Origin of the sequence: Eubacterium sp. 14-2, from assembly GCF_000403845.2 — a bacterium.
Classification (GTDB): domain Bacteria; phylum Bacillota; class Clostridia; order Lachnospirales; family Lachnospiraceae; genus Petralouisia.
Map to the genome: position 1 here is coordinate 401,542 of NZ_KE159567.1, position 22,936 is coordinate 424,477.

Sequence of the window (22,936 nt, forward strand, 5' to 3'; positions counted from 1 at the left end):
CCTTTTTTGTCATTCAATGTTATATTATAGAGTATCAACGCGTTTAAGCGCTAAAGTACAGGGAGGAAATATTCATGAAGAAAAAAATAATGACACTTGTATTGTCCATGACCATGGCGGCTTCCATACTGGCAGGCTGCGGTACGGTAGGCGGAGATTCTGCAAAGAAATCAGAAGAAAGCCAGAATTCCGGAGAGACGAAAGAGACAGAAGATACAACAGAGAATGAGGACGATGGGCAGGAGTCTGAAAGCCAGGGCGATAAAGTTTACAGAATCGGTATCTGCCAGCAGTTAGAGCATCAGGCGCTGGATGCGGCAACAGAAGGATTTAAAGCGGCCCTGACAGAAAAATTCGGAGAAGGCAATGTGGAATTTGATTATCAGAATGCCCAGGGAGAACAGGCAAACTGTGCAACCATTGCCACGAAATTTGTAAATGACAAAGTGGATCTGATTATGGCAAATGCCACCACTTCCCTCCAGGCATGTGCAGCTGCCACCGCAGATATTCCCATTGTGGGCACTTCTGTTACGGACTTTGTGGAAGCCGGCGTAGTGGAAAGCAATGAGGCGCCGGGAAGAAATGTGACGGGAACCTCAGATCTGGCTCCCATAGATCAGCAGATTGAACTGCTGGCAACACTGGTTCCGGATGCAAAAAAAGCAGGAATTGTATTCTGTTCTTCAGAGGCTAATTCCGTGTTCCAGGCAGAACAGGCAGAGAAAGCCTTGGATCAGAAGGGAATTGCTTATGAGAGATTTACTGTGGCGGATTCCAATGATATTCAGCAGGTGGTTACCAGTGCGGTGGAAAGCTGCGATGTGCTTTATATTCCCACAGATAACACCATCGCAAATAATATGGAAGGCGTGAAAAATGTAACCGGACCGGCAGGAATTCCCATTATCTGCGGCGAGGAAAATATGTGCGCAGGCGGCGGACTGGCAACTTTGAGTATTTCCTACTATAACATTGGTTATAATGCGGGGATGATGGCATATGAAATTCTCACCGAAGGAAAAAATCCCGGAGAAATGCCGATTCAGTATGCAGATGAAGTAACCAAAAAATACAATGCAGAAGTGGCGGAGGCCCTTCAGATGGAAATGCCGTCTGATATGGAAGAAATCGGAAAAGAGGAATAAAAAATGGGATCACTGATCAATGCACTTCCCGGCTCTGTGGCACAGGGGTTAATCTGGGGAATTTTGGCAATTGGTGTGTATATTACTTATAAAGTGCTGGATTATGCGGATCTGACAGTAGATGGAAGCCTTGCCACCGGCGGGGCAGTGGCGGTTATGTGCATAATCAACGGAACGAATCCGTATCTGGCCATGGTGATGGCCTTTGGAGCCGGGATGCTGGCAGGCCTTGTAACAGGTCTGTTTCACACGGTATGTGGTATTCCGCCTATTCTGTCAGGCATTCTGACCCAGCTGGGGCTTTATTCCGTTAATATGCGGATACTGGGGAAATCCAATCAGGCAGTCAGCGTAGACCAGTATGAGCTGATTGTGAGCCTCCGCTACATTCAGGAGGCATGTATTACAGCGGGAATCTGCTGTCTGATCATCACATTTGTACTGTACTGGTTTTTCGGTACGGAACTGGGAGCTGCTGTCCGGGCCACAGGCTGCAACCAGAATATGGCGCGGGCACAGGGAATTAATACCAGCAATCAGAAAGTGCTGGGACTGGTGATTTCCAACGGGCTGGTAGGGGTTTCCGGTGCACTGTATGCCCAGTATCAGGGCAGCGCGGATGTCAACATGGGCAGAGGAGCCATTGTAATCGGCCTTGCGGCGGTGATTATCGGTGAAGTGGTATTTGGCAGGATTTTCCATAACTTTGCACTGCGTATGCTGGCAGCAGTAATGGGAGCGATTATCTATTTTATTGTAATTGCCGTTGTGCTGCAGCTTGGACTGTCCACCAATGACCTGAAACTGTTTTCCGCACTGATTGTGGCGCTGTTCCTTGCAATTCCTTATCTGAAAAGTAAATATTTTGCCTCCGCAGGCAGAAAAGGAGGCAGGGCAGATGCTTAAAATTGAAAAAGTATATAAAACCTTTAATCCCGGAACCATCAACGAAAAACGGGCGTTAAACGGGATAGAACTGGTGTTGAATGAGGGAGACTTTGTTACGGTAATCGGCGGAAACGGTGCAGGAAAATCCACTATGCTGAATATGATTGCCGGAGTCTATCCGGTGGACCAGGGACAGATTCTCATTGATGAAGTGAACGTAACAAAACTTCCGGAACATAAACGGGCTCAGTATCTGGGAAGGGTATTTCAGGACCCCATGACCGGTACGGCAGCAGATATGAATATAGAGGAAAATCTGGCCATTGCCGCAAGAAGAGGGAAGAAACGGTTTCTGGGATGGGGAATCACCGGAAAGGAAAGAGACGTTTATCAGGAAAAACTGAAAGCGCTGGAGCTGGGCCTTGAGACCAGAACGACTTCCAAAGTAGGATTACTGTCGGGAGGACAGCGGCAGGCTCTGACCCTTTTGATGGCTTCTCTGGAAAAACCGAAAGTGCTGCTGCTGGACGAGCATACAGCGGCGCTGGATCCCAAGACCGCAAAAAAGGTTCTGGATCTCACGGAGGATATTGTGGACAGGGATCATCTGACCACACTGATGATCACCCATAATATGAAAGATGCCATCCGGCTGGGGAACCGCCTGATTATGATGCACGAAGGCAGAATTATTTACGATGTGTCAGGAGAGGAAAAGAGAGGACTGAAAGTGTCAGATTTGCTGGCTAAATTTGAAGAAGCCAGCGGCGGAGAATTTTCCAATGACCGGATGATGCTGTCCTGAGGAAAAAATGTCTGGAAATGGTTCTGTTGAAGAAAGAGAACCATTTTCAGAGGATAATTATTTTGAGAAAAAATCCGGCAAAGCCGGATTTTTTCTGTTCTACAGGAAATATTCTGTCACGCTAAAGGGCGAAAGTGTCTTTCCTGTAGAATAAAAGACAATTATCACACTGCGGCGGAAAAGAAATATGTCGCTAAAGCGACCCGCCGCAGGCGGAGAATCCTGCTTTGCAGGATTCTTTGTTCTCCTGGGGACCAACAGGAAAATCCTAAGAATTTCTCCGGTTCTTTTAGAAATTTTTAAGAAAATATCGGTGGAATCCCTGTGGAAAGTGTGATACCATAAAATCTGCCGGGAGACATTTTTCGTAAAATAACCATATTGAAATTGAAGAAAGAAAAATTTTTGCATCTGCTGTTTCCGCCAAGATGCCCCATCTGTGACGGGATTTTGTTTTCGTCTTTCGCCGTACCGGAGGAATTAATCTGCAAAAGCTGCCGAAAGCAACCGGAGTATGTGAAAGAACCGGTGTGCAGCCAGTGCGGAAAGCCGCTGGAAAATGAACGGGAGGAATACTGTTATGACTGCAGCCGGAACAAAAGGGCTTTTGTCCAGGGCAGAGCATTGTGGGTATACAGAGGAGTGGTCAGAGATTCCCTGTATCGGTTTAAATATCAGAACCGCCGGGAGTATGCGGAATATTACAGTGCTGAACTGGTGAGAGTGTATGGCGGCTGGATAAAAGAGCGGGGAATTCAGGCAGTGGTTCCCATACCTCTTTCCGGAAAGCGTCGGAGACAGCGGGGATTTAATCAGGCTGAACTGGTGGCCAGGAAAGTTGCAAAGAGAATGAATCTGCCTGTATATGGCAGACTGCTGATTCGCACCAGGGACACAAAAGCACAGAAGGAATTAAATGACCAGGAGCGGAAAAATAATCTGAAAAGGGCTTTTAAAACCAGAAAAAATAAGGTACAATTAAACCATATCTTACTGATAGATGATATTTATACGACCGGAAGTACGATGAACGAGGCCGCGAAGGAATTAAAGCGGGCCGGGGCAGAACAGGTCTATTGCCTGAGCATCAGTATCGGCAGAGGATATTAGGAGGAAAGAGGATATGGAAGTAAGAAATTGCAGGGGATGTGGAAGACTCTTTAATTATCTGCAGGGACAGCCTTTGTGTCCGGGCTGCCTGGCAGAACTGGAAGAAAAATTTCAGGAGGTAAAGGAATACCTGCGGGTACATCCAAAAGCACCGTTAAACGAGATCGCAGAGACAAATGAGGTCAGTGTGAAGCAGATCAAACAGTGGGTGAGAGAGGAGCGTCTTGCATTCACAGAAGAATCACAGATTACTCTGGAATGTGAAGCATGCGGCGCAAGAGTTCTGAGCGGAAGGTTCTGTAATAACTGCAGATCACATCTGCAGAATGAACTTTCCGGTGCGATGAAACGCCCCACTGCCACTGTGGCGCCGAAAAAGAATGGCTCTACCAAAGACAGAATGAGGTTTTTGGACAACTGAAACTGCCGGCAGGATATGTGTTTGCGGACGGGTGCCAGAGAGGTACGGTTCGCCGGGGCATGTTCTGCCGGTTTTGTTCTTCTACAGGAGGACCCTGTCACGCTAAAGCGCGAAAGTATCTTCCTATAGAATAAAAATAATATGCACACTCGTGCGAATAGAAAATGTCACTGCGTGACCGCACTCGGAGCAGCAAACCGTCCAGGTCCCTCATGAGTGAGGGATTCAGGGAGCCCCTGCGGACCTGGCCGCTTTGTTCTTATGGAAATTTCCGGTAAAATCTCCCTGGCAGGAAAAAGAAAATGCACATCCGTACATCAGGAAAGGCTTTTCCTCACAGCAAATGTGTGCTATAATAAGGCTGGTTAATTTCGGAAAATGGACGGTGCGCTATGTTAAACGAAGAAAGAATTCGTCTTATGACGAAAATGGCTGCCTATGAAGCAGGAGAAGGAAAAGAAAATTTGCCGGTGAAACAATATTACCGGAAGGATTATGTGGGATATGAGATGCTGAAAACCTTTCTCACCTCCACCATATCTTTCGGGATTTTATTTGTGTGCTGGCTGGTATATAAGATGGAAGATATGACAGAATTTCTCAGGGGCAGGGATCTGCCGGAACTGGCCAGATGGCTTATTGTCCGGTATGTAATATTTATCTGCGTCTACCAGGTCATTGCCTTTATTGTATACACCCGACGTTATAAGAGAGCAACCGCCAGTGTAAGGGAGTATTACACTACCTTGAAGAAGGTAGAAAAACTCCAGGAGAAGGAAGAACGATTATAACTTTTGGAGGATATGGAAATGACAGGTTTGTTGGAAATGAGGGAAAAACTGCGTATTTTTTACGGAAAGTTTGAATTGTATGTGACGGCAGGCATAAAATTTATTCTGGGCCTGGTGGTTTTTTTTATGATTAACAGCCAGCTTGGCTATATGGAGCGGCTGGATCATCCGGCGGTGGTGCTGATGCTGTCCCTTGGGTGTGCTTTTCTGCCCGTCAATGCAATGATTGTACTGGCCTGCGGGATGATTCTGCTTCATCTGTCGGCGCTGTCTCTGGAAGCATGCGTGATTGGCCTGTGTCTGTTCCTGCTGCTTTTTTTTCTTTATGGGAAGTTTGCACCCCAAAATGGCTACAGTGCCGTTCTGACTTCTGTGCTCTGTGTTTTCCGGGTGCCGCATGTTATGCCGGTGGCAGCAGGAATGTTGAAAGGGCCTTCTGCATATTTATCAGTATTGTGCGGAGCTGTCACTTACTATTATGTAAGAGGCGTGCAGGAGAATCTTGTGAATTTCACATCTACAGAAGAGACGGAAGGGTTTGCCAAATTTACAGCGGCTTTGCGGATTTTAACCGGGAATAAGGAAATGTATCTGGTACTGGCAGCTTTTCTGATTACATCGCTGGTGGTATATGTCATCCGCCGCCAGTCCATCAATTATGCATGGCGAATTGCATTGTTTACAGGTAATATGCTGGAGCTGGTAATTTTGCTGGTAGGATATATTCTGCTGGATATGACGGACCGGATATTGTGGGTCGTAGTGGGAATTCTGATCTCTCTTGGAATTTCTCTGATTCTGGAATTCTTTTTCTATAATCTGGATTATTCCAGGGTAGAACGGGTACAATTTGAAGATGATGAGTATTATTATTTTGTAAAGGCTGTTCCGAAAGTATTCGTGACGAAAAAAGAAAAAAGGGTGAAGCGGATTACGCCGAAAAAGCGTACCACCGTCAACCGCAGGGATTTGGCCAGAGAACTGGAGATTGACCAGGATTTGCTGGAATAAATGAAATAACCACCGGTATTTGCCGGCTGACAGATCACAGAAACTGAAAACCGCAAAAAGAAAGGGGATGAAAAAATGATACAGGATTTATTCGCAATGATGAATTCATTTGCATCGAAATACCTGTTTTGGATAGACAGACACAGTATAACGAAAACAGATATTGCGGAAATTATTATTATTTCATTCCTGATTTATAATATTCTTGTCTGGGTGAAGCAGACCAGGGCATGGAATCTGCTGAAGGGAATTATTGTGGTGCTGATATTTGTAATGCTGGCCGCAATGTTCCAGATGAATAATATTCTGTGGATTGCAGGGAAAACCATCAATGTGGCGGTAATCGCAATTATCATTGTATTTCAGCCGGAGCTGCGGCGTGCGCTGGAGCAGCTTGGACAGAAAAATTTTATTACATCGGTATTTTCTTTTGACTCCCAGAAGAATCAGGAGCGGTTCAGCGAACGGGTAGTCAGCGAAATTGTAAAAGCAACTTATGAAATGGCCAAAGTGAAGACAGGGGCACTGATTGTCATAGAGCAGGATGTGGTACTCAGGGAATACGAGAGAACCGGAATTCCTCTGGATTCTCTGGTGTCCAGTCAGCTTCTGATTAATATTTTCGAGCACAATACGCCTCTGCATGACGGAGCTATTCTTGTACGGGGAGAACGGGTGGTATCGGCAACCTGTTACCTTCCTCTTTCCGATAATATGGAGCTGAGCAAGGAGCTGGGAACCAGACATCGTGCGGCTGTGGGCATCAGTGAGGTCTGTGATGCACTGACCATTGTGGTATCGGAGGAAACGGGAAATGTGTCCATTGCTGTGGGAGGAGAACTGTACCGAAACGTGGATGCGGAATATTTAAAAGGAAAATTGAATTTTATCCGAAAAGGCTCCATGGATGTGGCAAGGTTCCGGATATGGAAAAGGAGGATGAAGCATGTTCAGGAAAATGATGAAGCATCTGGTGAATAATCCGGGGCTGAAAATTCTGTCCGTCCTCTTGTCTGTTGTACTGTGGATGGTAGTGGTGAAAATGGCGGATCCGGACTTTACCAAACCGTTTTCCGTTCCGGTGGAAATTCTGAATAAAGATGTGATTCGGACCATGGGAAAGGTTCCGGATATTGTAGGGGATACGGATATTGCCGTGTTTTATATTTCCGGTCCCCGAAGCTATGTGGAGGACATGGACAGCGATGATTTCAGCGTGACAGCAGATTTAAGCCAGATGGATTTGAGCCAGGACGGCGAGACAAAACTGGTGCCCATTGAAATCACTGCGAAAAAAAATGAAAAACATATTGAAATCATAAAAAAAACCGTGAACATGCAGATTACACTGGAGGATTTGTCGGAACAGAAATTTGTAATTTCTCCGGAAACTACGGGAACGCCGGCGGAAGGCTGCGCCATTGGAGATGTGGAGGTAGTCCCGAATCTTCTGCAGGTATCAGGCCCGGAATCTGTGGTATCGCGGATTAATCGTGTGTCAGCTTCCATCAATGTGGATGGAATTTCCAGTGATGTGACAGACAGTGTGAAACCTGTTTTATATGATGAGAACGGAGAAGTAATTTCTTCCGAACTGCTGGAAATGAATCAGAATGTAGTGACTATAAGAGCCAGAATTCTGGGAACGAAAAGTGTGCCTGTCCGCTGTCAGGTAAGGGGTACACCGGCAGCAGGCTATGAGTACCGGGGCGTGGAATTAACCCCGGAAACGATTCTGATTAAAGGAGAGGCCGCATTGCTGAACGGGATCACTTCTATTGATATCCCGGACGATGTAATCAGTCTGGAAGGGGCAAAGGAAGATATTGAAACCACTGTGGATATCACTCCGTATCTGGGGGACGGAGGCGTCTCTCTGGTGGATGATACGGCCAACCAGGTGGTTGTAAAAGTGTTGATTGAACAGAAAGAATCCAAAGTATTCCATCTGCCGGTGGAAAGTATCAAAATCAACGGACTGAAACAGGATTATGAATTGTCTTTTCAGGGAAGTACCGTTTCTGTTACGGTCAGAGCCCTGAAAGAATACATGGATACGCTGCAGAATGGAAGTATTAAGGCGGAGCTGGATGTTGAGGATCTGGAGCCGGGGGTCCATACGCTCCCTCTTACCGTGACTTTGCCAGATGATAAGTTTGAGCTGCCGGACACCATTAACGTCCAGGTTACCATTGAAGATAAAAATGCCCCGCCGGAAATAAATCAGGATGAGACAGAACAGCCTGGAGATGACAACAGCGGAAACAGCAACAATAACAGCAGCAATGGCAATAATAACAGCCCAAACGGGAATAACAGCGGAAACGGAACGAATCAGAATAACAGAGATTCAGAGGAAGACTGACAGATTCATTTACCATGGTATGACAGGATGCATACAGAATGGAGGAAAATAATATATGGCAAGAATGTTTGGAACAGATGGTGTGAGAGGTGTGGCCGGTACAGAGCTTACGATTGAGCTGGCCATGAAACTGGGGCAGGCGGGTGCCTATGTACTGACAAAAGAAAAATCATATCAGCCCACGATTATTGTAGGCTGTGATACAAGAATTTCAGGTGGAATGCTGGCGAATGCTCTGATGGCGGGAATCTGTTCCGTAGGGGCGAATGCTGTCTACATGGGGGTGGTGCCCACGCCGGCCATTGCATATCTGACCAGGAAACACAAGGTAGAGGCAGGTGTGGTTATTTCCGCTTCCCATAACCCCATGGAGTTTAACGGAATTAAGTTTTTCAACGGGGAAGGATATAAGCTGTCCGACGAACTGGAAGATGAGATAGAAGCCCTGATAAAAAACGGTATGAAGGATGTTGCCATGCCCCTTGGTTCCGGAATTGGAAATATCAGTTACCGCTTTGACGCCAGGGAGGAATATGTATTTTTCATGAAAAAAACAGTTCCGGTGGATTTAAGCGGCCTGAAAATTGTAGTGGACTGTGCAGAAGGGGCTTCTCATTATACAGCGGTGGAGACATTAAAGGGTCTTGGTGCAAATCTGGTGGCAATTCATACCAGTCCCGATGGAAGCAATATCAATGCCAACTGCGGCTCTACCCATATGGATGAACTGCGGGCAAGGGTGGTTTATGAAAAGGCCAATGTGGGAATTGCTTTTGACGGTGATGCAGACCGTATGCTTGCTGTAGATGAAAAAGGCGACGTGGTAGACGGTGATCAGGTGATGGCCATTATCGGAAATTACATGAAGGAGCATGGAAATCTGAAGAAAAATACCATTGTGGGAACGGTTATGAGTAATCTTGGGTTTACGCTGATGGGGAAACAGCGGGGAATTCATATTGAACAGACAAAGGTGGGAGACCGCTATGTTCTGGAAAATATGAGAGAAAATGGGTATAATATTGGAGGAGAGCAGTCCGGACATATTATTTTTCTGGATGAAAATACCACAGGAGACGGTCTGTTAAGCGCGCTCCATCTGCTGGAAGTTATGGTGGAGACAAAGGAACCCCTTTCACAGCTGGCTCAGATTATGGAGGTACTGCCTCAGGCCCTTGTGAATGCAAAAGTGCCCAACCACAAGAAAGAACATTTTATGGAATATCCGGAAATTGCCCAGGCAATTCATGAGCTGGAGCAGAAGTTTGCAGGAGAAGGCAGAGTTCTGATTCGCCCTTCCGGTACAGAGCCGCTGATTCGTGTTATGATTGAAGGGAAGGATCAGACAGAGATTAATCAGGATGCAGAAAATCTGGCTGATCTGATTATGAAAAATATGTTGTAATTTGCCATGAGGAGGGACCTGGTTTATTTATCCCAACGTCCAGGTAAACTGGGAGGAGTCTTTATGGTTACCTGACAGTACAGGAAAAACCTGGCAGAAAAATGTATTGGAGGAACGAAGATGGTTAGTCAGAAAGTGACGATTAAGAATCCTACGGGCCTGCATTTAAGACCGGCGGGGATTTTGTGTAAAGAAGCAGTGAAATATCAGGCGTTGATCACCTTTAATTTTAAGGGAGGTACTGCAAATGCCAAAAGTGTGTTAAGTGTACTGGGTGCATGTATCAAATCCGGAGATTCCATAGAGTTTGTCTGTGAAGGGGAGGATGAAGAAGAAGCACTGCAGGCGGTAGTGACAGCAGTGGAAAATGGACTTGGAGAATAAAAGAGAGGCCGGCTTCAGATTATAAAATGTGAAGCTGGTCTCCGATTTCTGTTAAATTAAAGATGGAGGCGACTATGAAGAAAATTTTAATTACGGGCTGCAACGGCCAGCTTGGACGGGCACTGAATCAGATTTATAATAGTGAATGCCTGATTAACACAGATGTGACGGAGGGAGAAGGAAGAAAAGCCCTGGATATTACAGATGTGGATGCAGTCTTAAAAATGGTGCGGGAGGAACAGCCGGATGTTATCATCAACTGTGCAGCTCACACAGCAGTAGAACTCTGTGAAAGCCAGGAAGATCTCGCTTACCGCATTAATGCCATCGGAGCACGGAACCTGAGCATTGCCGCTGCCCAGGTGGATGCAAAACTCATACAGGTTTCCACCGATTACGTGTTTGACGGGAATGGCACAAGGCCCTATACGGAGTTTGACGAACCATGTTCCGACAGCGTTTATGGAAAGACAAAACTGGAAGGAGAGCGGTTTGTAAAGGAATTTGCACCGAAACATTTTATTCTGAGGACAGCCTGGCTCTACGGGGATGGGAAAAATTTCCTGAAAACCATGCTCCGGCTTTCTGAAACAAATCAGGAAGTCAGGGTGGTAAATGACCAGTTCGGCAATCCCACCAGTGCAAAAGAACTGGCAAGGCTGATTCATTTTCTGGAACCGGGAGAGAATTATGGAACTTTCCACGCGACCTGTGAGGGACAGTGCAGCTGGGCGGACTTTGCGGCAAAAATTTTTGAAATGGCCGGAAAAGCCACCAAAGTAATTCCAATTTCCACAGAAGAATATAATGCAAGGGTAAAAAGACCGGCATACTCCGTTCTGGACAACTATATGCTGCGTCTGACCACCGATTACCGGATGGCAGACTGGGAGACAGCATTACAGGAATATATGGACGAGTTACAGTAAATCAGATAATTGGAAACCTGGAATTCTGACAGTTTACAGCTTTCCAGTTATCGTTCTGCAGCAGACAAAAGTAAGGAGATTCCAGAATGAAAAAAAAGATACGTTGGGCAGTATTTCTGCTGCTGATGCTTACCATGGCAGGATGTATCATACTGCAGTCTCAGCGAAGCTGGAAAGGAGAGGCTAAAACCAGCAGTCTGAGAATAGAGAATCAGGCAAATGTGGGAGAAATCCGGAAAGGAACGGAAATTGCCCAGACCTTTACTGCCGACAGAAATTTTTCCGGAGTCTCATTGCTTATGGCCACTTTTGATAAAAGGGTGTATGGAGGGATTCATGTAAAACTTCTGGAGGAAAAAAATGGACAGGTTCTGGCAGAGAAAACATATTATGCAGGTTCTGTAGAGGATAATGCACTGTATCATTTTCTGTTTGAGGAGGAAATTGAAGTTTCCGCGCCTGCAGAATATCGCGTTGTGATAACATCTGATACAGGCAGGTTCCAAAACGGCGTTACGATCTGGAATTCCCTGGAAGACCAGTATCAGGAGGGGGAACTGTATATCAATGGAGAACAGCAGTCAGGGGATCTGGTATTTCGCATTGCATATCAGGGAAAGATGGAATATCAGTGGGGCATGTTCCTGCACAGAGCGGTGCTTCTGATCCTTCTGTTTTCCTTTCTGGGCGCTCATTGTCTTCTGAATATCCGAAGCATGTATCAGTGGATATTTGAAAAAAGAGTGTGGATTTCTCTGGGAGTATTTGCGTTTCTGGTGGTAAACCGGTATCATTTTTCCTCCATTGGACAGTTTGACCAGTACATTCAGCCGGGAGATGGTTCCCAGTATGCGGCGCCTGTTGCCGGTCAGTCAAGAGCGATTCGAAGCGATGAATGGATGCTGGGAGTCCCCCGGTTTCTGTCAGCGGAATACAGTGATTATGGAAAATATAATCAGATAGTGCGTGCAGAAAAAACCACAAATCTTTCTGCCTCCGGATTGTACCGCAGTTATTCTGCACTGGCCCAGCCCATGGACTGGGGGTTTTACCTCTTTGGTTCGGAGATTGGACTGTCTTTTCGCTGGTGCTTTAAAATGGTATTCGGCTTTTTGTTTTCGTACGAATTCTGCCTGATATTAACCAGGAGAAAAAGGCTGCTGTCACTGGCAGGAGCGTCTCTGATCTGGTTTTCCAGCTGCAATATGTGGTGGTCCACCATGAACTGGATTCTGGCAGGAGAAGCCGCACTGGTGTTTGTATGGTATTTTCTGGAAGAACGGGACAGACGGAAACGGATTTTATGGGGGTTGGGACTGGCTGTGTCGGCTTCCTGTTTCCTGGTGGTGGATTTATATCCCGCCTGGCAGGTGCCGGCAGGATATCTCTATCTGCTGGTTTTAATCTGGATGATTGCAGAACACTGGCAGGATATACGCAGTTACAGGTGGAAAGACTGGCTGATGGCTGTGGGCTGTCTGGTATTTTTATTCAGCATTGCAGGAGCATATCTTCTGAATGACATGGAATATCTCACTGATATTATGAATACAAAGTATCCGGGACAGCGGGTTAGCTATGGGGGAAGGAGTATTCAGCAGCTCCTGGGATATCTTCCCACTTTTCTTACTTCACTGGAACATTATGCCAATCCCAGCGAGGCAGGCAGATTTGTCAGTTTCTTCCCCATTCCCTGGGCCCTGTCCCTGGTGGTTTTTGTGCGCAGCAGAAAAAAAGACCTGCTCACAGGGCTGCTGCTGGGAGGAAGTACCTTTCTCTCTCTATACTGTATGGTGGAACTGCCCGGATTTCTGGCCCGGATTTCTCTGCTCACTTATTCCACACCGGAGCGTACGGCACTGGTTCTGGGATTTGCCCAGATCCTGCTGCTGCTGGTAACCGTGTCACGATTTGAAGAGAGGGAAGGCCTGAGTCTTCCGGCGGGAATCTTAACGGTAGTGCTGACCGGAATTGTGACGGTATGGTATGGCAGGCAGTGCTGCCCGGAATATCCAAAATGGATTTACTTTGTATTCCTGGGAATTCTGGTATTCGGATCATTGCTGACTCTGATTTCCCGTTTTGGGGAAAACGTCCGTCAGTGGGCCCTGGCAGGACTGAGCCTTCTGCTTATTGTGACAGGGCTCAGGGTCAATCCTCTGATGTGCGGTCTGGATGCCATCAGAAGCAAGCCGGCGGCAGAAGCAGTAGCCGAAATTACAGAACAGGACAGTACAGGAAAATGGCTTGCAGTGGAAAATATTGCGGCAGGGAATTTTCTGATTGCCTGCGGAGCTCCTGCAATTAATTCCGTAAATTATATTCCCAATATGGAGCTGTGGAAGAAACTGGATCCAAAGGGAGAAAAGGAAGAAATATATAACCGTTATGCTCATATTCTGGTATATCTGACCGAAGAGGAAACAGAGATGGAGCTGGTGCAGGCAGACCTGATTAATTTAAAACTGTCCTGCCAGGACCTGAAAAAGCTGGGCATCACCTATCTTTTTTCCTCACATTCCCTGGAAGAACTGGAGGATTTGCCGGTGAAATCTCTGTATGAAGAAAACGGTGTTTATATTTATTCGATTGAAAATTCCTCCGGATTTCCTGCAGAATAAATATAAAGATACCCGTTCCTCCCGCTGAAAACAGAGACAGCCTGATCTGTCAGAAATTTGCATTATACACCAAAAGATGGTATAATGAAGCGGTTTTAAAGGAAAAATGTGTAATTTGTTGCGACTGGAGGTAAATCTGTGTACCATAGATTAGATGAAATTCTGCTTCAGCAGAAGGAAAATATTGAGAAGGTCCGGGAGAGCGGATATGCAAAACAGGTATCCAGTGCCATTCAGGTTCAGCTTGAGGCCCTGAAGCAGGGAAATAAAATACTGATTGCAGGAAACGGCGGTTCCGCCGCAGACGCCCAGCATTTTGCAGGAGAACTGGTTGGACGGTTTCTGAAAGAGCGGAAAGGTCTTGGGGCAGTGGCTCTGAGCACCGATACTTCCATTCTCACTTCCATTGGAAATGATTACGGATACGAAGAAATTTTTGCCAGGCAGGTGGAGGCTCTGGGCAGGCCGGGGGATGTGCTGATCGGAATTTCCACTAGCGGAAATTCAGAAAATATCATCCGGGCTGTCAAAAAAGCGCAGGAGCTGGGACTTACCACCATCTGCCTGACAGGCATGGATGGAGGAAAACTGAAAGAACTCTGTGATTATGATATGACGGTGCCTCTGGAGGAGACGCCCAGAATTCAGGAATTTCACACCATGACAGTTCATATGATGTGTGAACTGGTGGAAGAAGGGATGACCGGAAACCGGTCTGAGGAAATGGCAGGACAGGTATGAAAGAGAAGAAAGAAAATCTGTACAGTATATCGAACTTGTTTTTAAAATTTAATCAGCTTTTATGGAAAAAATCTTTTCTGCAGCACATCCGGGTACTGTTTTACTGGGCAGACGGTGTTCTGCTGTTATTTTGCAGGGGAAAAAAGAACGGCGGGGGCAAAAAAAGGTCCCGCAGGAAAGTTCTGATTGTATATAATATGGCGCTGGGAGATGGGATTATGTTTTGCGGTGTTTCTCAATATCTGCGCGAAATATGGCCGAAGGAGCAGTATGAAATCACCATAACATGCCAGTCGGCCTTTTCTTCATTATATGAAAGCACCGGGATTTATGATAAGGTGCTGCCCCTTGATTTTTCCGGAGCGGTGGTAAATCTGAAAAAGAGAAAAGAACTGTTTCAGAAACTCCGGGAAGAAACGTATGATATTGTGGTGGACCCGGTGGGATGTGAGGACTGTACCACAAATGTGTTTGTGACACGGGCAGCCAGAGGAAAAGAGAAGATCGGTGTGCTGGACGTTTCCATGGAGAATCATCAGGCGCCTGACTGGCTCCGCAGAAAAGTATACCGGCGGGTTGTGGAACTGAATCAGAAACACATCCATTTAATCCGGTATTACGGGGCATTTTTTCAAAAGCTGGGAGCAGATTCCTGTGTGGCCAGACCGGCAAAGCTGCCCCATGTGGAGCTTCCTTTTGAGACGCCGGAGAAATTTTTCATTATTTTTCCGGTGGCCAGTATGGCTGTGAAAAAGTGGCCTCCAAAGCGGTATGCGTATATAGCGGAGAAAATATATGAAAAAACCCATATGCCTCTGGTACTTTGCGGAACAGAACATGACCGGGCAGGCATGGAAGAATTTCGAAAACTGCTGTCTTCTGATGTGGAGGTGGCTGATTACATTGGGAAGACAGACATTATGCAGTTTGTGGAACTGATTGGAAGGGCTTCTCTGGTGGTCAGCAACGATACCAGCGCCTATCATATTGCAGTGGCCAGACAGGTGCCGGTGGCTATGATCTGCGGCGGGTATACCTATCATCGTTATGCAAAATACGATTATGAGAAGGAAGGATGTAAAAATCCATTGCTGGTGTGCAGGAACATGAAGTGCTTTGACTGTAATAATTACTGTCGTTATCATGGATTTGACCTGTTCCCCTGTATTGACAGGATTGATAAAGAAGAAGCCTGGAAAGAGATAAAGGCTCTGATTGAAAGGGAGGGACTGAGTACAGATGACAATTGAGAAGCTGAATAAAATAGCAGACATCAGAGTATTGCTGTTTGGCGATTTTATGGTGGACAAATATATCCATGGAAAGGTTTCCCGTATATCTCCGGAAGCTCCGGTTCCTGTGCTGGAGGTGACTTCAAGACAGACGAAGCTGGGCGGCGCCGGAAATGTGGTCAATAATATTATAACGCTGGGAGCCGGTGTGCGGGTGCTGGGCTGTGTGGGAGAGGACCCGGACGGAGAATGGATTCTCTCAGAACTTTCCGAAAAAGGCATTGAAACGGGCTATATGAGAAAATATCCTCAGGTGCAGACCATCTCCAAAACCCGCCTGGTGTCGAAAAATCAGCAGTTTTTACGATACGATGAAGAAAAAATTCAGGATATTCCGGATGCTTACGTGGAAGAAATCCGGCAGCAGGAAGAAGTTCTCTTTCAGGGGATTCAGGCAGTGATTATTTCTGATTACGGAAAAGGAGCCGTGACGAAGGAAGGGGCGGAATTTCTGATTGAGGGGGCTCACCGCCGGAATATTCCCGTGATTATCGACCCGAAAGGGACAGATTACAGCAAATATGAGAATGCGGATGTGTGTACCCCTAATGTGAAAGAACTGGGGGATGTAATGGGAAAACCACTCCATACGGAAGAAGAGATTCTGGAAGCAGGACAGAAACTCAGAGAGCAGATCCATCTGAAATATCTGCTGCTGACCCGCTCGGAAAAGGGGATTTCCCTGTTTGACGGCCAGCAGGGCAGGCAGGATTTTCCGGCGGCCAGCAAGGATGTGGTGGATGTGACGGGAGCCGGAGATACGGTGGTATCTGCAGTGGCCCTTATGATGGCAGCAGGATTTTCTCCGGAAGAATGCTGTGTTCTGGCTAACACAGCGGCTTCCATTGTGTGTTCCAAATTCGGCGCAGCGACACTTTCCCTCAATGAACTGATGGAGCAGATGGTAAACAGCGGAGAATTTAAGCTGGTGGATGTGACCACAGCAAAATATGTGCTGGCCAGCCTGAAAGAAAAAGGAAAGAAAATTGTCTTTACCAACGGCTGTTTTGATATGCTGCATGCAGGCCATCTGGCTTCTTTTCTGCAGGCCCGGAAATTCGGAGATGTACTGATTGTGGCAGTAAACAGCGATGCCTCTGTAAAACGGCTTAAGGGACCGGAACGCCCTGTTGTGGAACAGCAGAACAGAATCCGGATGCTCTGTGCACTGGAATGCGTGGATTATGTGATACTGATGGAAGACGACACCCCGGTGCCGCTGATTCAGGCCCTTCATCCGGATGTTACCGTAAAGGGAAAAGACTGGGAACACAAAAATATTCCGGAGCGCCACGTGGTGGAAAGCTATGGCGGAACCGTGAAATTTATAGATTTGGAGGAGGGACTGTCCACCACAAATCTGATAGGGAAAATCAGACATGAATAAAGCGGTATTTTTAGACCGGGACGGAACTATCAACCGGGATTTCGGCTATGTATATCAGAAGGAAAAACTGGAATTTCTGCCGGGGGCGGCAGAGGCTCTGAAGAAAATCCGGCAGGCAGGATTTCTCCTGATAATCATTACTAACCAGTCGGGGATTGCCAGAGGCTATTTTTCGGAGGAACAGTACCGGGAATTTGAAGGATTTTTCCTGGACAGGTTAAAGGAGCAGGATGTATGGATTGACAGGGTATACTTCTGTCCCCATGGAGAAAAAGACGGCTGCCTTTGCCGGAAACCGGAAACCGGTATGTTTTATCAGGCGGCAGAGGAATTTGACATTGACTGGAGCAAATCTTACGCCATAGGAGATAAGGAGCGGGATCTCTGTATCTGCAGCCGGGAACCGGTGACAGGGATTCTGTATGGAAAGAACGGGAGTTTCGGGCCGGACAGATTCTGTCTGGAAAGCTGGAAGGAAATAGCGCAGCTTATCTGCGGATAAGGAAAGCTGCGGATATAAGGAAAGTGACAGTATGGACGACATGAAGAAAAATATAGCCTGGAATACCTGCGGCAGTGTATTTTACTGTGTCTGCCAGTGGCTGATTACCATTCTGGTAGTGTGGCTGGACAGCTATGGTGCAGCAGGAGACCTTTCTCTGGCCATGACCACCAGCAGCAGCTTTTCGGCCATTGCCCTGTTCAGTATGCGCAATTTTCAGGTATCGGATGTGACGGAGGAATATTCTGCCGGGCAGTATGTAAGCAGCAGGATTCTCACCTGCGGGGCGGCGGTAATCAGCTGTCTGGCGGTTTCTCTTCTTTCCGGCAATACGCCCTACGAAGTGCTGTGCATTGGGGCTTTTATGGTAATTCGTGTGGCGGAGGCAGTGGTGGACGTGCTTCACGGCATCAACCAGAAATATATGCGGTATGATCTGATTGGCAAATCCTATATGATCCGCGGAATTTTTACAGTAGTCTCTTTCTGTGCCGGAATGGCTCTGGTGGGAAATCTCATGGTTACTCTGATGATTATGGCGGGACTGAATCTGCTGACAGCCATCCTCTATGACTGGAGAAATACCGGAAAGCTGGAAGGATTTTCTATTTGTCTGAAAGACAGGAAAATTCTGAATCTGCTGACAGCCTGCGTTCCCATTGTGGTATTTTCCTTTTTGCTGAGTCTGGAAAACCTGATTCCCAAAACCATTTTGAAGGAGCAGTACGGCAGAGATCAGCTTGGGATTTATTCTTCCATGGCTTCTCCCACTCTGGTGGTACAGGTGTTTGCCTCTGTGGCTTTTAACCCTTTTCTTCCGGCCTTTTCTCTGGCTTATCAGCAGGGAGAGCTGAAACGGTTCCGGAACATGTTCCATAAATCTCTGGTGGTGCTGGCTGCCATGTGTTTGGTGGTAACGCTGGGGGCTGTGCTTTTTGGAAAGGTGGGGCTTAAGATACTGTTCGGGCCGGATATTCTGGAGCATTACGGGTTGTTTCTGCCCATTGTGTGGTGTACCATATTAACGGCATTAATCTGGATTCTGTCTTCGCTGGTGGTGGCCCTTCGGAGAATTCAATGGCTGCTCATCGGTATGATCGGGGATTTTCTGGTCTGTGTACTGGCGGCAGAACCGGTAGTGGGTATTTATGAAAAAAACGGGGTCAGCATCCTGCAGATTGGCGCATATGCAGTATATATTATTTACCTGATTGCTGTATGCGAAATCAGTACGAGGAAGGAAAAGACAGACAAAGAAGGGAAAAACAGATGAAAAAGTTAGTCATTATACCGGCTTATAATGAAGGGGAAAGCATTTATAATACGGTAAAGGAAATAGAGAAAGCAGCGCCGGATTTCGATTATGTGATAGTCAATGACTGTTCCGGTGACGATACCAGAAAAATCTGTGTGGAACATGGGTTTCATTATATAGATCTTCCCATCAATCAGGGAATCGGCGGAGCTGTCCAGACAGGTTATCTCTATGCTTACGAAAATGACTACGACGTTGCGGTCCAGGTGGACGGTGACGGACAGCATGATCCGTCTTTTCTGGAGCAGATGGCGGATACCCTGAAAAAAGAACAGGCGGATATGGTGATTGGTTCCAGGTTTATTGAGTGCAAAGGCTTTCAGTCTTCCGTTACCCGCCGCATTGGAATCCGCTATTTTACCTGCCTGATCCGATTGCTGACGGGAGCGAAAATCACAGATCCCACATCGGGCCTTCGGATGATTGGAAAAGATGTGATTGCATTATTTGCCCGGTCTTATCCACGGGATTATCCGGAGCCGGAGAGCGTGGTGGATATTTTATGCAAAGGGAAAAAAGTGGTGGAAATCCCGGTGCTGATGCGGGAGAGACAGGGAGGCGTGTCCTCAATCCGCATGGGAAAATCTGTTTACTATATGATAAAAGTTACACTGGCAATTCTGCTGTGCAGGATTTCACAGCCGCGAGGAGGGAAGTAATATGTCGGGAATTTTAAGGTGCGCACTGGGCGCAGGGGTATTGATTTATTTTATTCTGGTCATATACTTTTTAAAGCGCAGGCTGATAGATTTGAAATACAGTCTGGTCTGGCTTCTGGCCGGAATCTGTCTGGCAGTATTTATCATTTGGCCGGATGCGCTGTATACTCTGATGGGCGCTTTTGGAATTTCCGTTCCGGTAAACGGGGTATTTCTGGTCTGTATAGGGTTTATCATTGTGATTTTAATGTCCATGACGGCCATTGTGTCAAAGCAGACGGACCGGATTAAGCAGCTGGTACAGCATCAGGCATTGCTGGAAAAACGTATCCGGGAGCTGGAGGAAAAGGAAACAGCAGGCAGTAAGGAAGGAAAATAATATGAAAATAAAAACAGTATTGGTTACCGGAGCAGCCGGGTATATGGGGCGCCATGTGGTGCGGGCCTTTCTGGAGGCCGGCTGCCAGGTTCTGGTAAATGATCTGAATTACAAAGGAGTGGACGATCGGGCAAAACGGCAGGAAGCAGATATTTTTTCCGGAGACAGAGATATTTTTAAGCAGATGGGAGAACCGGATCTGCTGGTTCATCTGGCCTGGAGGGACGGGTTTGTTCACAATTCCGATGCCCATATGAAAGATTTGTCTGCCCATGCGGAATTCCTGCAGCACATGATTGACGGCGGCCTGAAATCTGTTTCCGTTATGGGAAGCATGCATGAGGTGGGATACTGGGAAGGGGCTATTGATGAGAACACGCCCTGCAGTCCTCAGTCCATGTACGGTATTGCAAAGAATGCACTGCGTCAGTTTCTGTTACAGTATACAGAACATACGGATACGACGGTGCACTGGCTGCGGGCCTATTATATTTACGGAGACGACGCAAGGGGAAGCTCCGTTTTTGCCAAAATTGTGCAGGCGGTGGAGGACGGGAAAAAGACCTTTCCTTTTACCAGCGGAAAAAATAAATTTGATTTTATTCATATTGACCGGCTGGCAGAGCAGATTGTAAAAGCCAGTCTTCAGGAGGAAATAACGGGGATTATCAATGTTTGTACCGGAGTTCCCGTTTCTCTGGGAGAAAAGGTGGAAGAATTTATCAAAAGCCACGGATATGATATCCGGCTGGAATACGGAACCTTTCCGGACCGGCCCTATGATTCCCCGGCTGTATGGGGGGATAATGAAAAGATCCGGAAGATTATGGACAGCCAGTAACTGCCCGGTTGATTTCTGAGAGAAGAAAGGACAGAACCATGAGACAGTATCATAACTATACAGGCAGGGATATCACAGTTGTTATCTGTGCCTACGGAACCTGTGAATATCTGGAAAACTGTATCCGGGCCGTTAAAAGGCAGACGGTGAAGCCCAGGGTGCTGATTTCCACCTCCACTCCCAATGACCATATCCGGGGACTGGCGGAAAAATATAAAATTGAAATAAGGGTCAATCCGGACGGCGGCCATGTAAAGGACTACAATTTTGCCATGAAACAGGCGCAGACAGACCTGTGTATGCTGGCTCATCAGGATGACTTAATTGCAAAAACCTTTGTGGAGAAAAATCTGGATGCTTTGAATCACAGCAGGAGACCCATTATTTCTTTTTCAGATTATCTGGAAATGCATGAGGATGTGGTGGACAAAAAGCCCTCCACTATGGTGAAAATCAAACGGATTATGCTCCTTCCTCTGAAAGTACCGGGACTGGGTGGCACCGGATTTGGAAAATGGCTGATTCAGTGTATGGGAGATCCCATTACCCATCCTACGGTGGTCTGTGTAATGAAGGAAATGCCCCATGAACTGTTCCGGGAACGGTACAAAGCCTCTATGGACTGGGATTTGTGGCAGCGCCTTTCCAGACAGAAAGGGGATTTTGTGTATGTGAGCCAGGTACTGCTGTATCACCGGATGAATAAAGAAAATGCCACTGCGAAGCTCTTTGCCCATACCAATGCCAGATATGAGGAAGAATCTGAAATCCTGGGCCGTTTCTGGCCAAAATGGGTGGTAAAGATTATCATGCATTTTTACTCAAAGACAGCGAAGTATTATTGACTGTCCACAATCAGGAGGAGTTATGAAATTAAGCGAAATAACCGGAGGGAGAGAGAATAATCTGGACATTATCCGATTCTGCGCGGCAGCGCTGGTCATTCTCTGCCATGCCTTTCCTGTCAGCCTTGGAGAGGGGCATGTGGACATTCTGGGGAGAATTACCGATGACCAGATACATTTTGGAAATCTGGCGGTTTGTATTTTCTTTTTTTACGGCGGATTTCTTATCAGCAAAAGCGCAGAGCGGCTGCAGGGGGCCGGGCCTTATTTCAAAGCCAGGCTCCTTCGGATTATTCCCTGTCTGGCAGCGGTGACTTTCGGGCTGACCTTTCTGGCAGGCCCCATTCTGACAAAGCTGAGTCCTGGAGAATATTTTACAGATGCAGGCACTTTTAAATACCTGCTGAATTCTGTGATGGTACTGGTACACGAGCTGCCGGGAGTATTTCAGGACAATATTTATAACCCCACAGTAAACGGGCCTCTCTGGACTCTGCCGGTGGAATTTCTGTGCTACATCATGTGCTTTCTGGCATGGAAACTTCATTTTCTGAATGAAAAAAATGCCAGGTGGATGATCCTGCTGTTTGCTGCAGGATATCTGGGAGCGGTAAAACTGCTGGCGGGTTCCGGCGTGCTGAGTGCGGCATTGCGCCCGGTGGGGCTGTTTTTTGCAGGAATGATATATTACATATACCGGGAGAAAATTGTGATTCGTCCCTGGCTGGCGGGAGTCTGTGCGGTTTTCCTTGCGGCAGCCGCCGGGGTCCATCTTCTGGAGCCTGTGATTTTCTTCTGTCTTCCTTATCTGCTGGCCTGGCTGGGATTCGGAACGAAACATAAGTTCAGCGGTTTTGCCCGCAGAGGAGAGGTTTCTTATGGCATGTATCTTCTGGGCTGGCCCATTCAGCAGATGCTCTGTCAGGCTTTCGGCGGCCGGATGAATCCATATCTCAATACAGTGCTGACTTTGCCGGCAGCTGTTCTGGGGGGATTTCTGCTGAACCGGCTGGTGGAGCAGCCTCTGGGCAGGCGGTTCGGGCAGCAGCCGGAGATGAAAAAGTAATGGAAGCGTGCGAAAGAAGAAAGGATAAGAG

23 protein-coding genes are annotated in these 22,936 nt (G+C 46.9%); all 23 read left to right on the forward strand.

What is annotated here, in order from left to right; all coding sequences use genetic code 11:
* Window positions 1–74 precede the first annotated feature (74 nt).
* The 23 genes from C805_RS09060 to C805_RS09165 all read left to right on the forward strand — a co-directional run bounded on the left by C805_RS09060 (window position 75) and on the right by C805_RS09165 (window position 22,905).
* Window positions 75–1,148 carry an ABC transporter substrate-binding protein gene (locus C805_RS09060; RefSeq protein ID WP_016213520.1) on the forward strand — a complete coding sequence of 358 codons (1,074 nt, stop codon included), beginning with the start codon at window positions 75–77 and terminating at the stop codon, window positions 1,146–1,148.
* A 3-nt stretch (window positions 1,149–1,151) separates the two neighbouring features.
* Window positions 1,152–2,054, forward strand: a complete 903-nt coding sequence (locus C805_RS09065; RefSeq protein WP_016213521.1) for an ABC transporter permease — start codon at window positions 1,152–1,154, stop codon at window positions 2,052–2,054.
* Window positions 2,047–2,841, forward strand: a complete 795-nt coding sequence (locus tag C805_RS09070) for an ABC transporter ATP-binding protein (protein ID WP_016213522.1) — start codon at window positions 2,047–2,049, stop codon at window positions 2,839–2,841. Before C805_RS09065 ends, C805_RS09070 begins: the two co-directional genes overlap by 8 nt.
* A gap of 405 nt (window positions 2,842–3,246) precedes the next feature.
* Window positions 3,247–3,951 carry a ComF family protein gene (locus C805_RS09075; protein WP_242832657.1) on the forward strand — a complete coding sequence of 235 codons (705 nt, stop codon included), beginning with the start codon at window positions 3,247–3,249 and terminating at the stop codon, window positions 3,949–3,951.
* Window positions 3,952–3,964: 13 nt separating this feature from the next.
* The gene (locus C805_RS09080) at window positions 3,965–4,372 is read left to right on the forward strand and encodes a flagellar operon protein (RefSeq protein WP_016213525.1); all 408 of its coding nucleotides are present in this window, start codon (window positions 3,965–3,967) and stop codon (window positions 4,370–4,372) included.
* 392 nt (window positions 4,373–4,764) lie between these two features.
* Window positions 4,765–5,163, forward strand: a complete 399-nt coding sequence (locus tag C805_RS09085; protein ID WP_016213526.1) for a hypothetical protein — start codon at window positions 4,765–4,767, stop codon at window positions 5,161–5,163.
* 18 nt (window positions 5,164–5,181) lie between these two features.
* Window positions 5,182–6,174 (forward strand): hypothetical protein, encoded by a 993-nt coding sequence (locus C805_RS09090; RefSeq protein ID WP_016213527.1) that lies wholly within the window; start codon window positions 5,182–5,184, stop codon window positions 6,172–6,174.
* A gap of 75 nt (window positions 6,175–6,249) precedes the next feature.
* Window positions 6,250–7,155 (forward strand): diadenylate cyclase CdaA, encoded by a 906-nt coding sequence (gene cdaA / locus C805_RS09095; RefSeq protein WP_022750903.1) that lies wholly within the window; start codon window positions 6,250–6,252, stop codon window positions 7,153–7,155.
* A complete protein-coding gene (locus C805_RS0104335) occupies window positions 7,121–8,539 on the forward strand; it encodes a CdaR family protein (RefSeq protein ID WP_016213529.1) in 1,419 nt (472 codons plus the stop codon). The genes cdaA and C805_RS0104335 overlap by 35 nt, the downstream gene beginning before the upstream one ends.
* Window positions 8,540–8,594: 55 nt before the next feature.
* Window positions 8,595–9,944, forward strand: a complete 1,350-nt coding sequence (gene glmM / locus C805_RS09100) for a phosphoglucosamine mutase (protein WP_016213530.1) — start codon at window positions 8,595–8,597, stop codon at window positions 9,942–9,944.
* A gap of 120 nt (window positions 9,945–10,064) precedes the next feature.
* Window positions 10,065–10,328 carry an HPr family phosphocarrier protein gene (locus C805_RS09105; RefSeq protein WP_016213531.1) on the forward strand — a complete coding sequence of 88 codons (264 nt, stop codon included), beginning with the start codon at window positions 10,065–10,067 and terminating at the stop codon, window positions 10,326–10,328.
* Between the two features lie 74 nt (window positions 10,329–10,402).
* Window positions 10,403–11,257 carry a dTDP-4-dehydrorhamnose reductase gene (gene rfbD / locus C805_RS09110; RefSeq protein ID WP_016213532.1) on the forward strand — a complete coding sequence of 285 codons (855 nt, stop codon included), beginning with the start codon at window positions 10,403–10,405 and terminating at the stop codon, window positions 11,255–11,257.
* A gap of 86 nt (window positions 11,258–11,343) precedes the next feature.
* Entirely contained in the window at window positions 11,344–13,878 is a 2,535-nt protein-coding gene (locus C805_RS09115) for a DUF7657 domain-containing protein (protein WP_016213533.1), read from the forward strand.
* A 138-nt stretch (window positions 13,879–14,016) separates the two neighbouring features.
* Window positions 14,017–14,619: a D-sedoheptulose 7-phosphate isomerase gene (gene gmhA / locus C805_RS09120; RefSeq protein WP_016213534.1), complete on the forward strand. Its 603-nt coding sequence runs from the start codon at window positions 14,017–14,019 to the stop codon at window positions 14,617–14,619.
* Window positions 14,616–15,869, forward strand: coding sequence for a glycosyltransferase family 9 protein (locus C805_RS09125; RefSeq protein WP_016213535.1), 1,254 nt, complete (start codon window positions 14,616–14,618; stop codon window positions 15,867–15,869). Before gmhA ends, C805_RS09125 begins: the two co-directional genes overlap by 4 nt.
* The gene (gene rfaE1 / locus C805_RS09130) at window positions 15,859–17,298 is read left to right on the forward strand and encodes a D-glycero-beta-D-manno-heptose-7-phosphate kinase (RefSeq protein ID WP_016213536.1); all 1,440 of its coding nucleotides are present in this window, start codon (window positions 15,859–15,861) and stop codon (window positions 17,296–17,298) included. Before C805_RS09125 ends, rfaE1 begins: the two co-directional genes overlap by 11 nt.
* Window positions 17,291–17,800, forward strand: a complete 510-nt coding sequence (locus tag C805_RS09135; RefSeq protein ID WP_016213537.1) for a D-glycero-alpha-D-manno-heptose-1,7-bisphosphate 7-phosphatase — start codon at window positions 17,291–17,293, stop codon at window positions 17,798–17,800. The genes rfaE1 and C805_RS09135 overlap by 8 nt, the downstream gene beginning before the upstream one ends.
* Before the next feature lie 31 nt (window positions 17,801–17,831).
* Window positions 17,832–19,073, forward strand: coding sequence for a lipopolysaccharide biosynthesis protein (locus tag C805_RS09140; protein ID WP_016213538.1), 1,242 nt, complete (start codon window positions 17,832–17,834; stop codon window positions 19,071–19,073).
* Entirely contained in the window at window positions 19,070–19,774 is a 705-nt protein-coding gene (locus C805_RS09145; protein ID WP_016213539.1) for a glycosyltransferase family 2 protein, read from the forward strand. Before C805_RS09140 ends, C805_RS09145 begins: the two co-directional genes overlap by 4 nt.
* 1 nt (window position 19,775) lies before the next feature.
* The gene (locus C805_RS09150; RefSeq protein WP_016213540.1) at window positions 19,776–20,153 is read left to right on the forward strand and encodes a DUF2304 domain-containing protein; all 378 of its coding nucleotides are present in this window, start codon (window positions 19,776–19,778) and stop codon (window positions 20,151–20,153) included.
* 1 nt (window position 20,154) lies between these two features.
* The gene (locus C805_RS09155; protein WP_016213541.1) at window positions 20,155–20,994 is read left to right on the forward strand and encodes an NAD-dependent epimerase/dehydratase family protein; all 840 of its coding nucleotides are present in this window, start codon (window positions 20,155–20,157) and stop codon (window positions 20,992–20,994) included.
* 38 nt (window positions 20,995–21,032) lie between these two features.
* Window positions 21,033–21,839 carry a glycosyltransferase family 2 protein gene (locus tag C805_RS09160; RefSeq protein ID WP_016213542.1) on the forward strand — a complete coding sequence of 269 codons (807 nt, stop codon included), beginning with the start codon at window positions 21,033–21,035 and terminating at the stop codon, window positions 21,837–21,839.
* A gap of 22 nt (window positions 21,840–21,861) precedes the next feature.
* Window positions 21,862–22,905, forward strand: coding sequence for an acyltransferase family protein (locus tag C805_RS09165; protein WP_016213543.1), 1,044 nt, complete (start codon window positions 21,862–21,864; stop codon window positions 22,903–22,905).
* The last annotated feature ends 31 nt before the right edge of the window (window positions 22,906–22,936 follow it).

Excerpts from the sequence above, each read along its gene's own strand:
- C805_RS09145 (WP_016213539.1), top strand. The coding sequence starts at position 19,070 with ATGAAAAAGTTAGTCATTATACCGGCTTATAATGAAGGGGAAAGCATT.
- C805_RS09115 (WP_016213533.1), top strand. The coding sequence starts at position 11,344 with ATGAAAAAAAAGATACGTTGGGCAGTATTTCTGCTGCTGATGCTTACC.
- C805_RS09060 (WP_016213520.1), top strand. The coding sequence starts at position 75 with ATGAAGAAAAAAATAATGACACTTGTATTGTCCATGACCATGGCGGCT.
- C805_RS09125 (WP_016213535.1), top strand. The coding sequence starts at position 14,616 with ATGAAAGAGAAGAAAGAAAATCTGTACAGTATATCGAACTTGTTTTTA.
- C805_RS09160 (WP_016213542.1), top strand. The coding sequence starts at position 21,033 with ATGAGACAGTATCATAACTATACAGGCAGGGATATCACAGTTGTTATC.
- rfbD (WP_016213532.1), top strand. The coding sequence starts at position 10,403 with ATGAAGAAAATTTTAATTACGGGCTGCAACGGCCAGCTTGGACGGGCA.
- glmM (WP_016213530.1), top strand. The coding sequence starts at position 8,595 with ATGGCAAGAATGTTTGGAACAGATGGTGTGAGAGGTGTGGCCGGTACA.
- C805_RS09150 (WP_016213540.1), top strand. The coding sequence starts at position 19,776 with ATGTCGGGAATTTTAAGGTGCGCACTGGGCGCAGGGGTATTGATTTAT.
- rfaE1 (WP_016213536.1), top strand. The coding sequence starts at position 15,859 with ATGACAATTGAGAAGCTGAATAAAATAGCAGACATCAGAGTATTGCTG.
- C805_RS09140 (WP_016213538.1), top strand. The coding sequence starts at position 17,832 with ATGGACGACATGAAGAAAAATATAGCCTGGAATACCTGCGGCAGTGTA.
- C805_RS09090 (WP_016213527.1), top strand. The coding sequence starts at position 5,182 with ATGACAGGTTTGTTGGAAATGAGGGAAAAACTGCGTATTTTTTACGGA.
- C805_RS09135 (WP_016213537.1), top strand. The coding sequence starts at position 17,291 with ATGAATAAAGCGGTATTTTTAGACCGGGACGGAACTATCAACCGGGAT.
- cdaA (WP_022750903.1), top strand. The coding sequence starts at position 6,250 with ATGATACAGGATTTATTCGCAATGATGAATTCATTTGCATCGAAATAC.
- C805_RS09105 (WP_016213531.1), top strand. The coding sequence starts at position 10,065 with ATGGTTAGTCAGAAAGTGACGATTAAGAATCCTACGGGCCTGCATTTA.
- C805_RS09085 (WP_016213526.1), top strand. The coding sequence starts at position 4,765 with ATGTTAAACGAAGAAAGAATTCGTCTTATGACGAAAATGGCTGCCTAT.
- C805_RS09070 (WP_016213522.1), top strand. The coding sequence starts at position 2,047 with ATGCTTAAAATTGAAAAAGTATATAAAACCTTTAATCCCGGAACCATC.
- C805_RS09165 (WP_016213543.1), top strand. The coding sequence starts at position 21,862 with ATGAAATTAAGCGAAATAACCGGAGGGAGAGAGAATAATCTGGACATT.
- C805_RS09155 (WP_016213541.1), top strand. The coding sequence starts at position 20,155 with ATGAAAATAAAAACAGTATTGGTTACCGGAGCAGCCGGGTATATGGGG.
- C805_RS09065 (WP_016213521.1), top strand. The coding sequence starts at position 1,152 with ATGGGATCACTGATCAATGCACTTCCCGGCTCTGTGGCACAGGGGTTA.
- C805_RS09080 (WP_016213525.1), top strand. The coding sequence starts at position 3,965 with ATGGAAGTAAGAAATTGCAGGGGATGTGGAAGACTCTTTAATTATCTG.
- C805_RS0104335 (WP_016213529.1), top strand. The coding sequence starts at position 7,121 with ATGTTCAGGAAAATGATGAAGCATCTGGTGAATAATCCGGGGCTGAAA.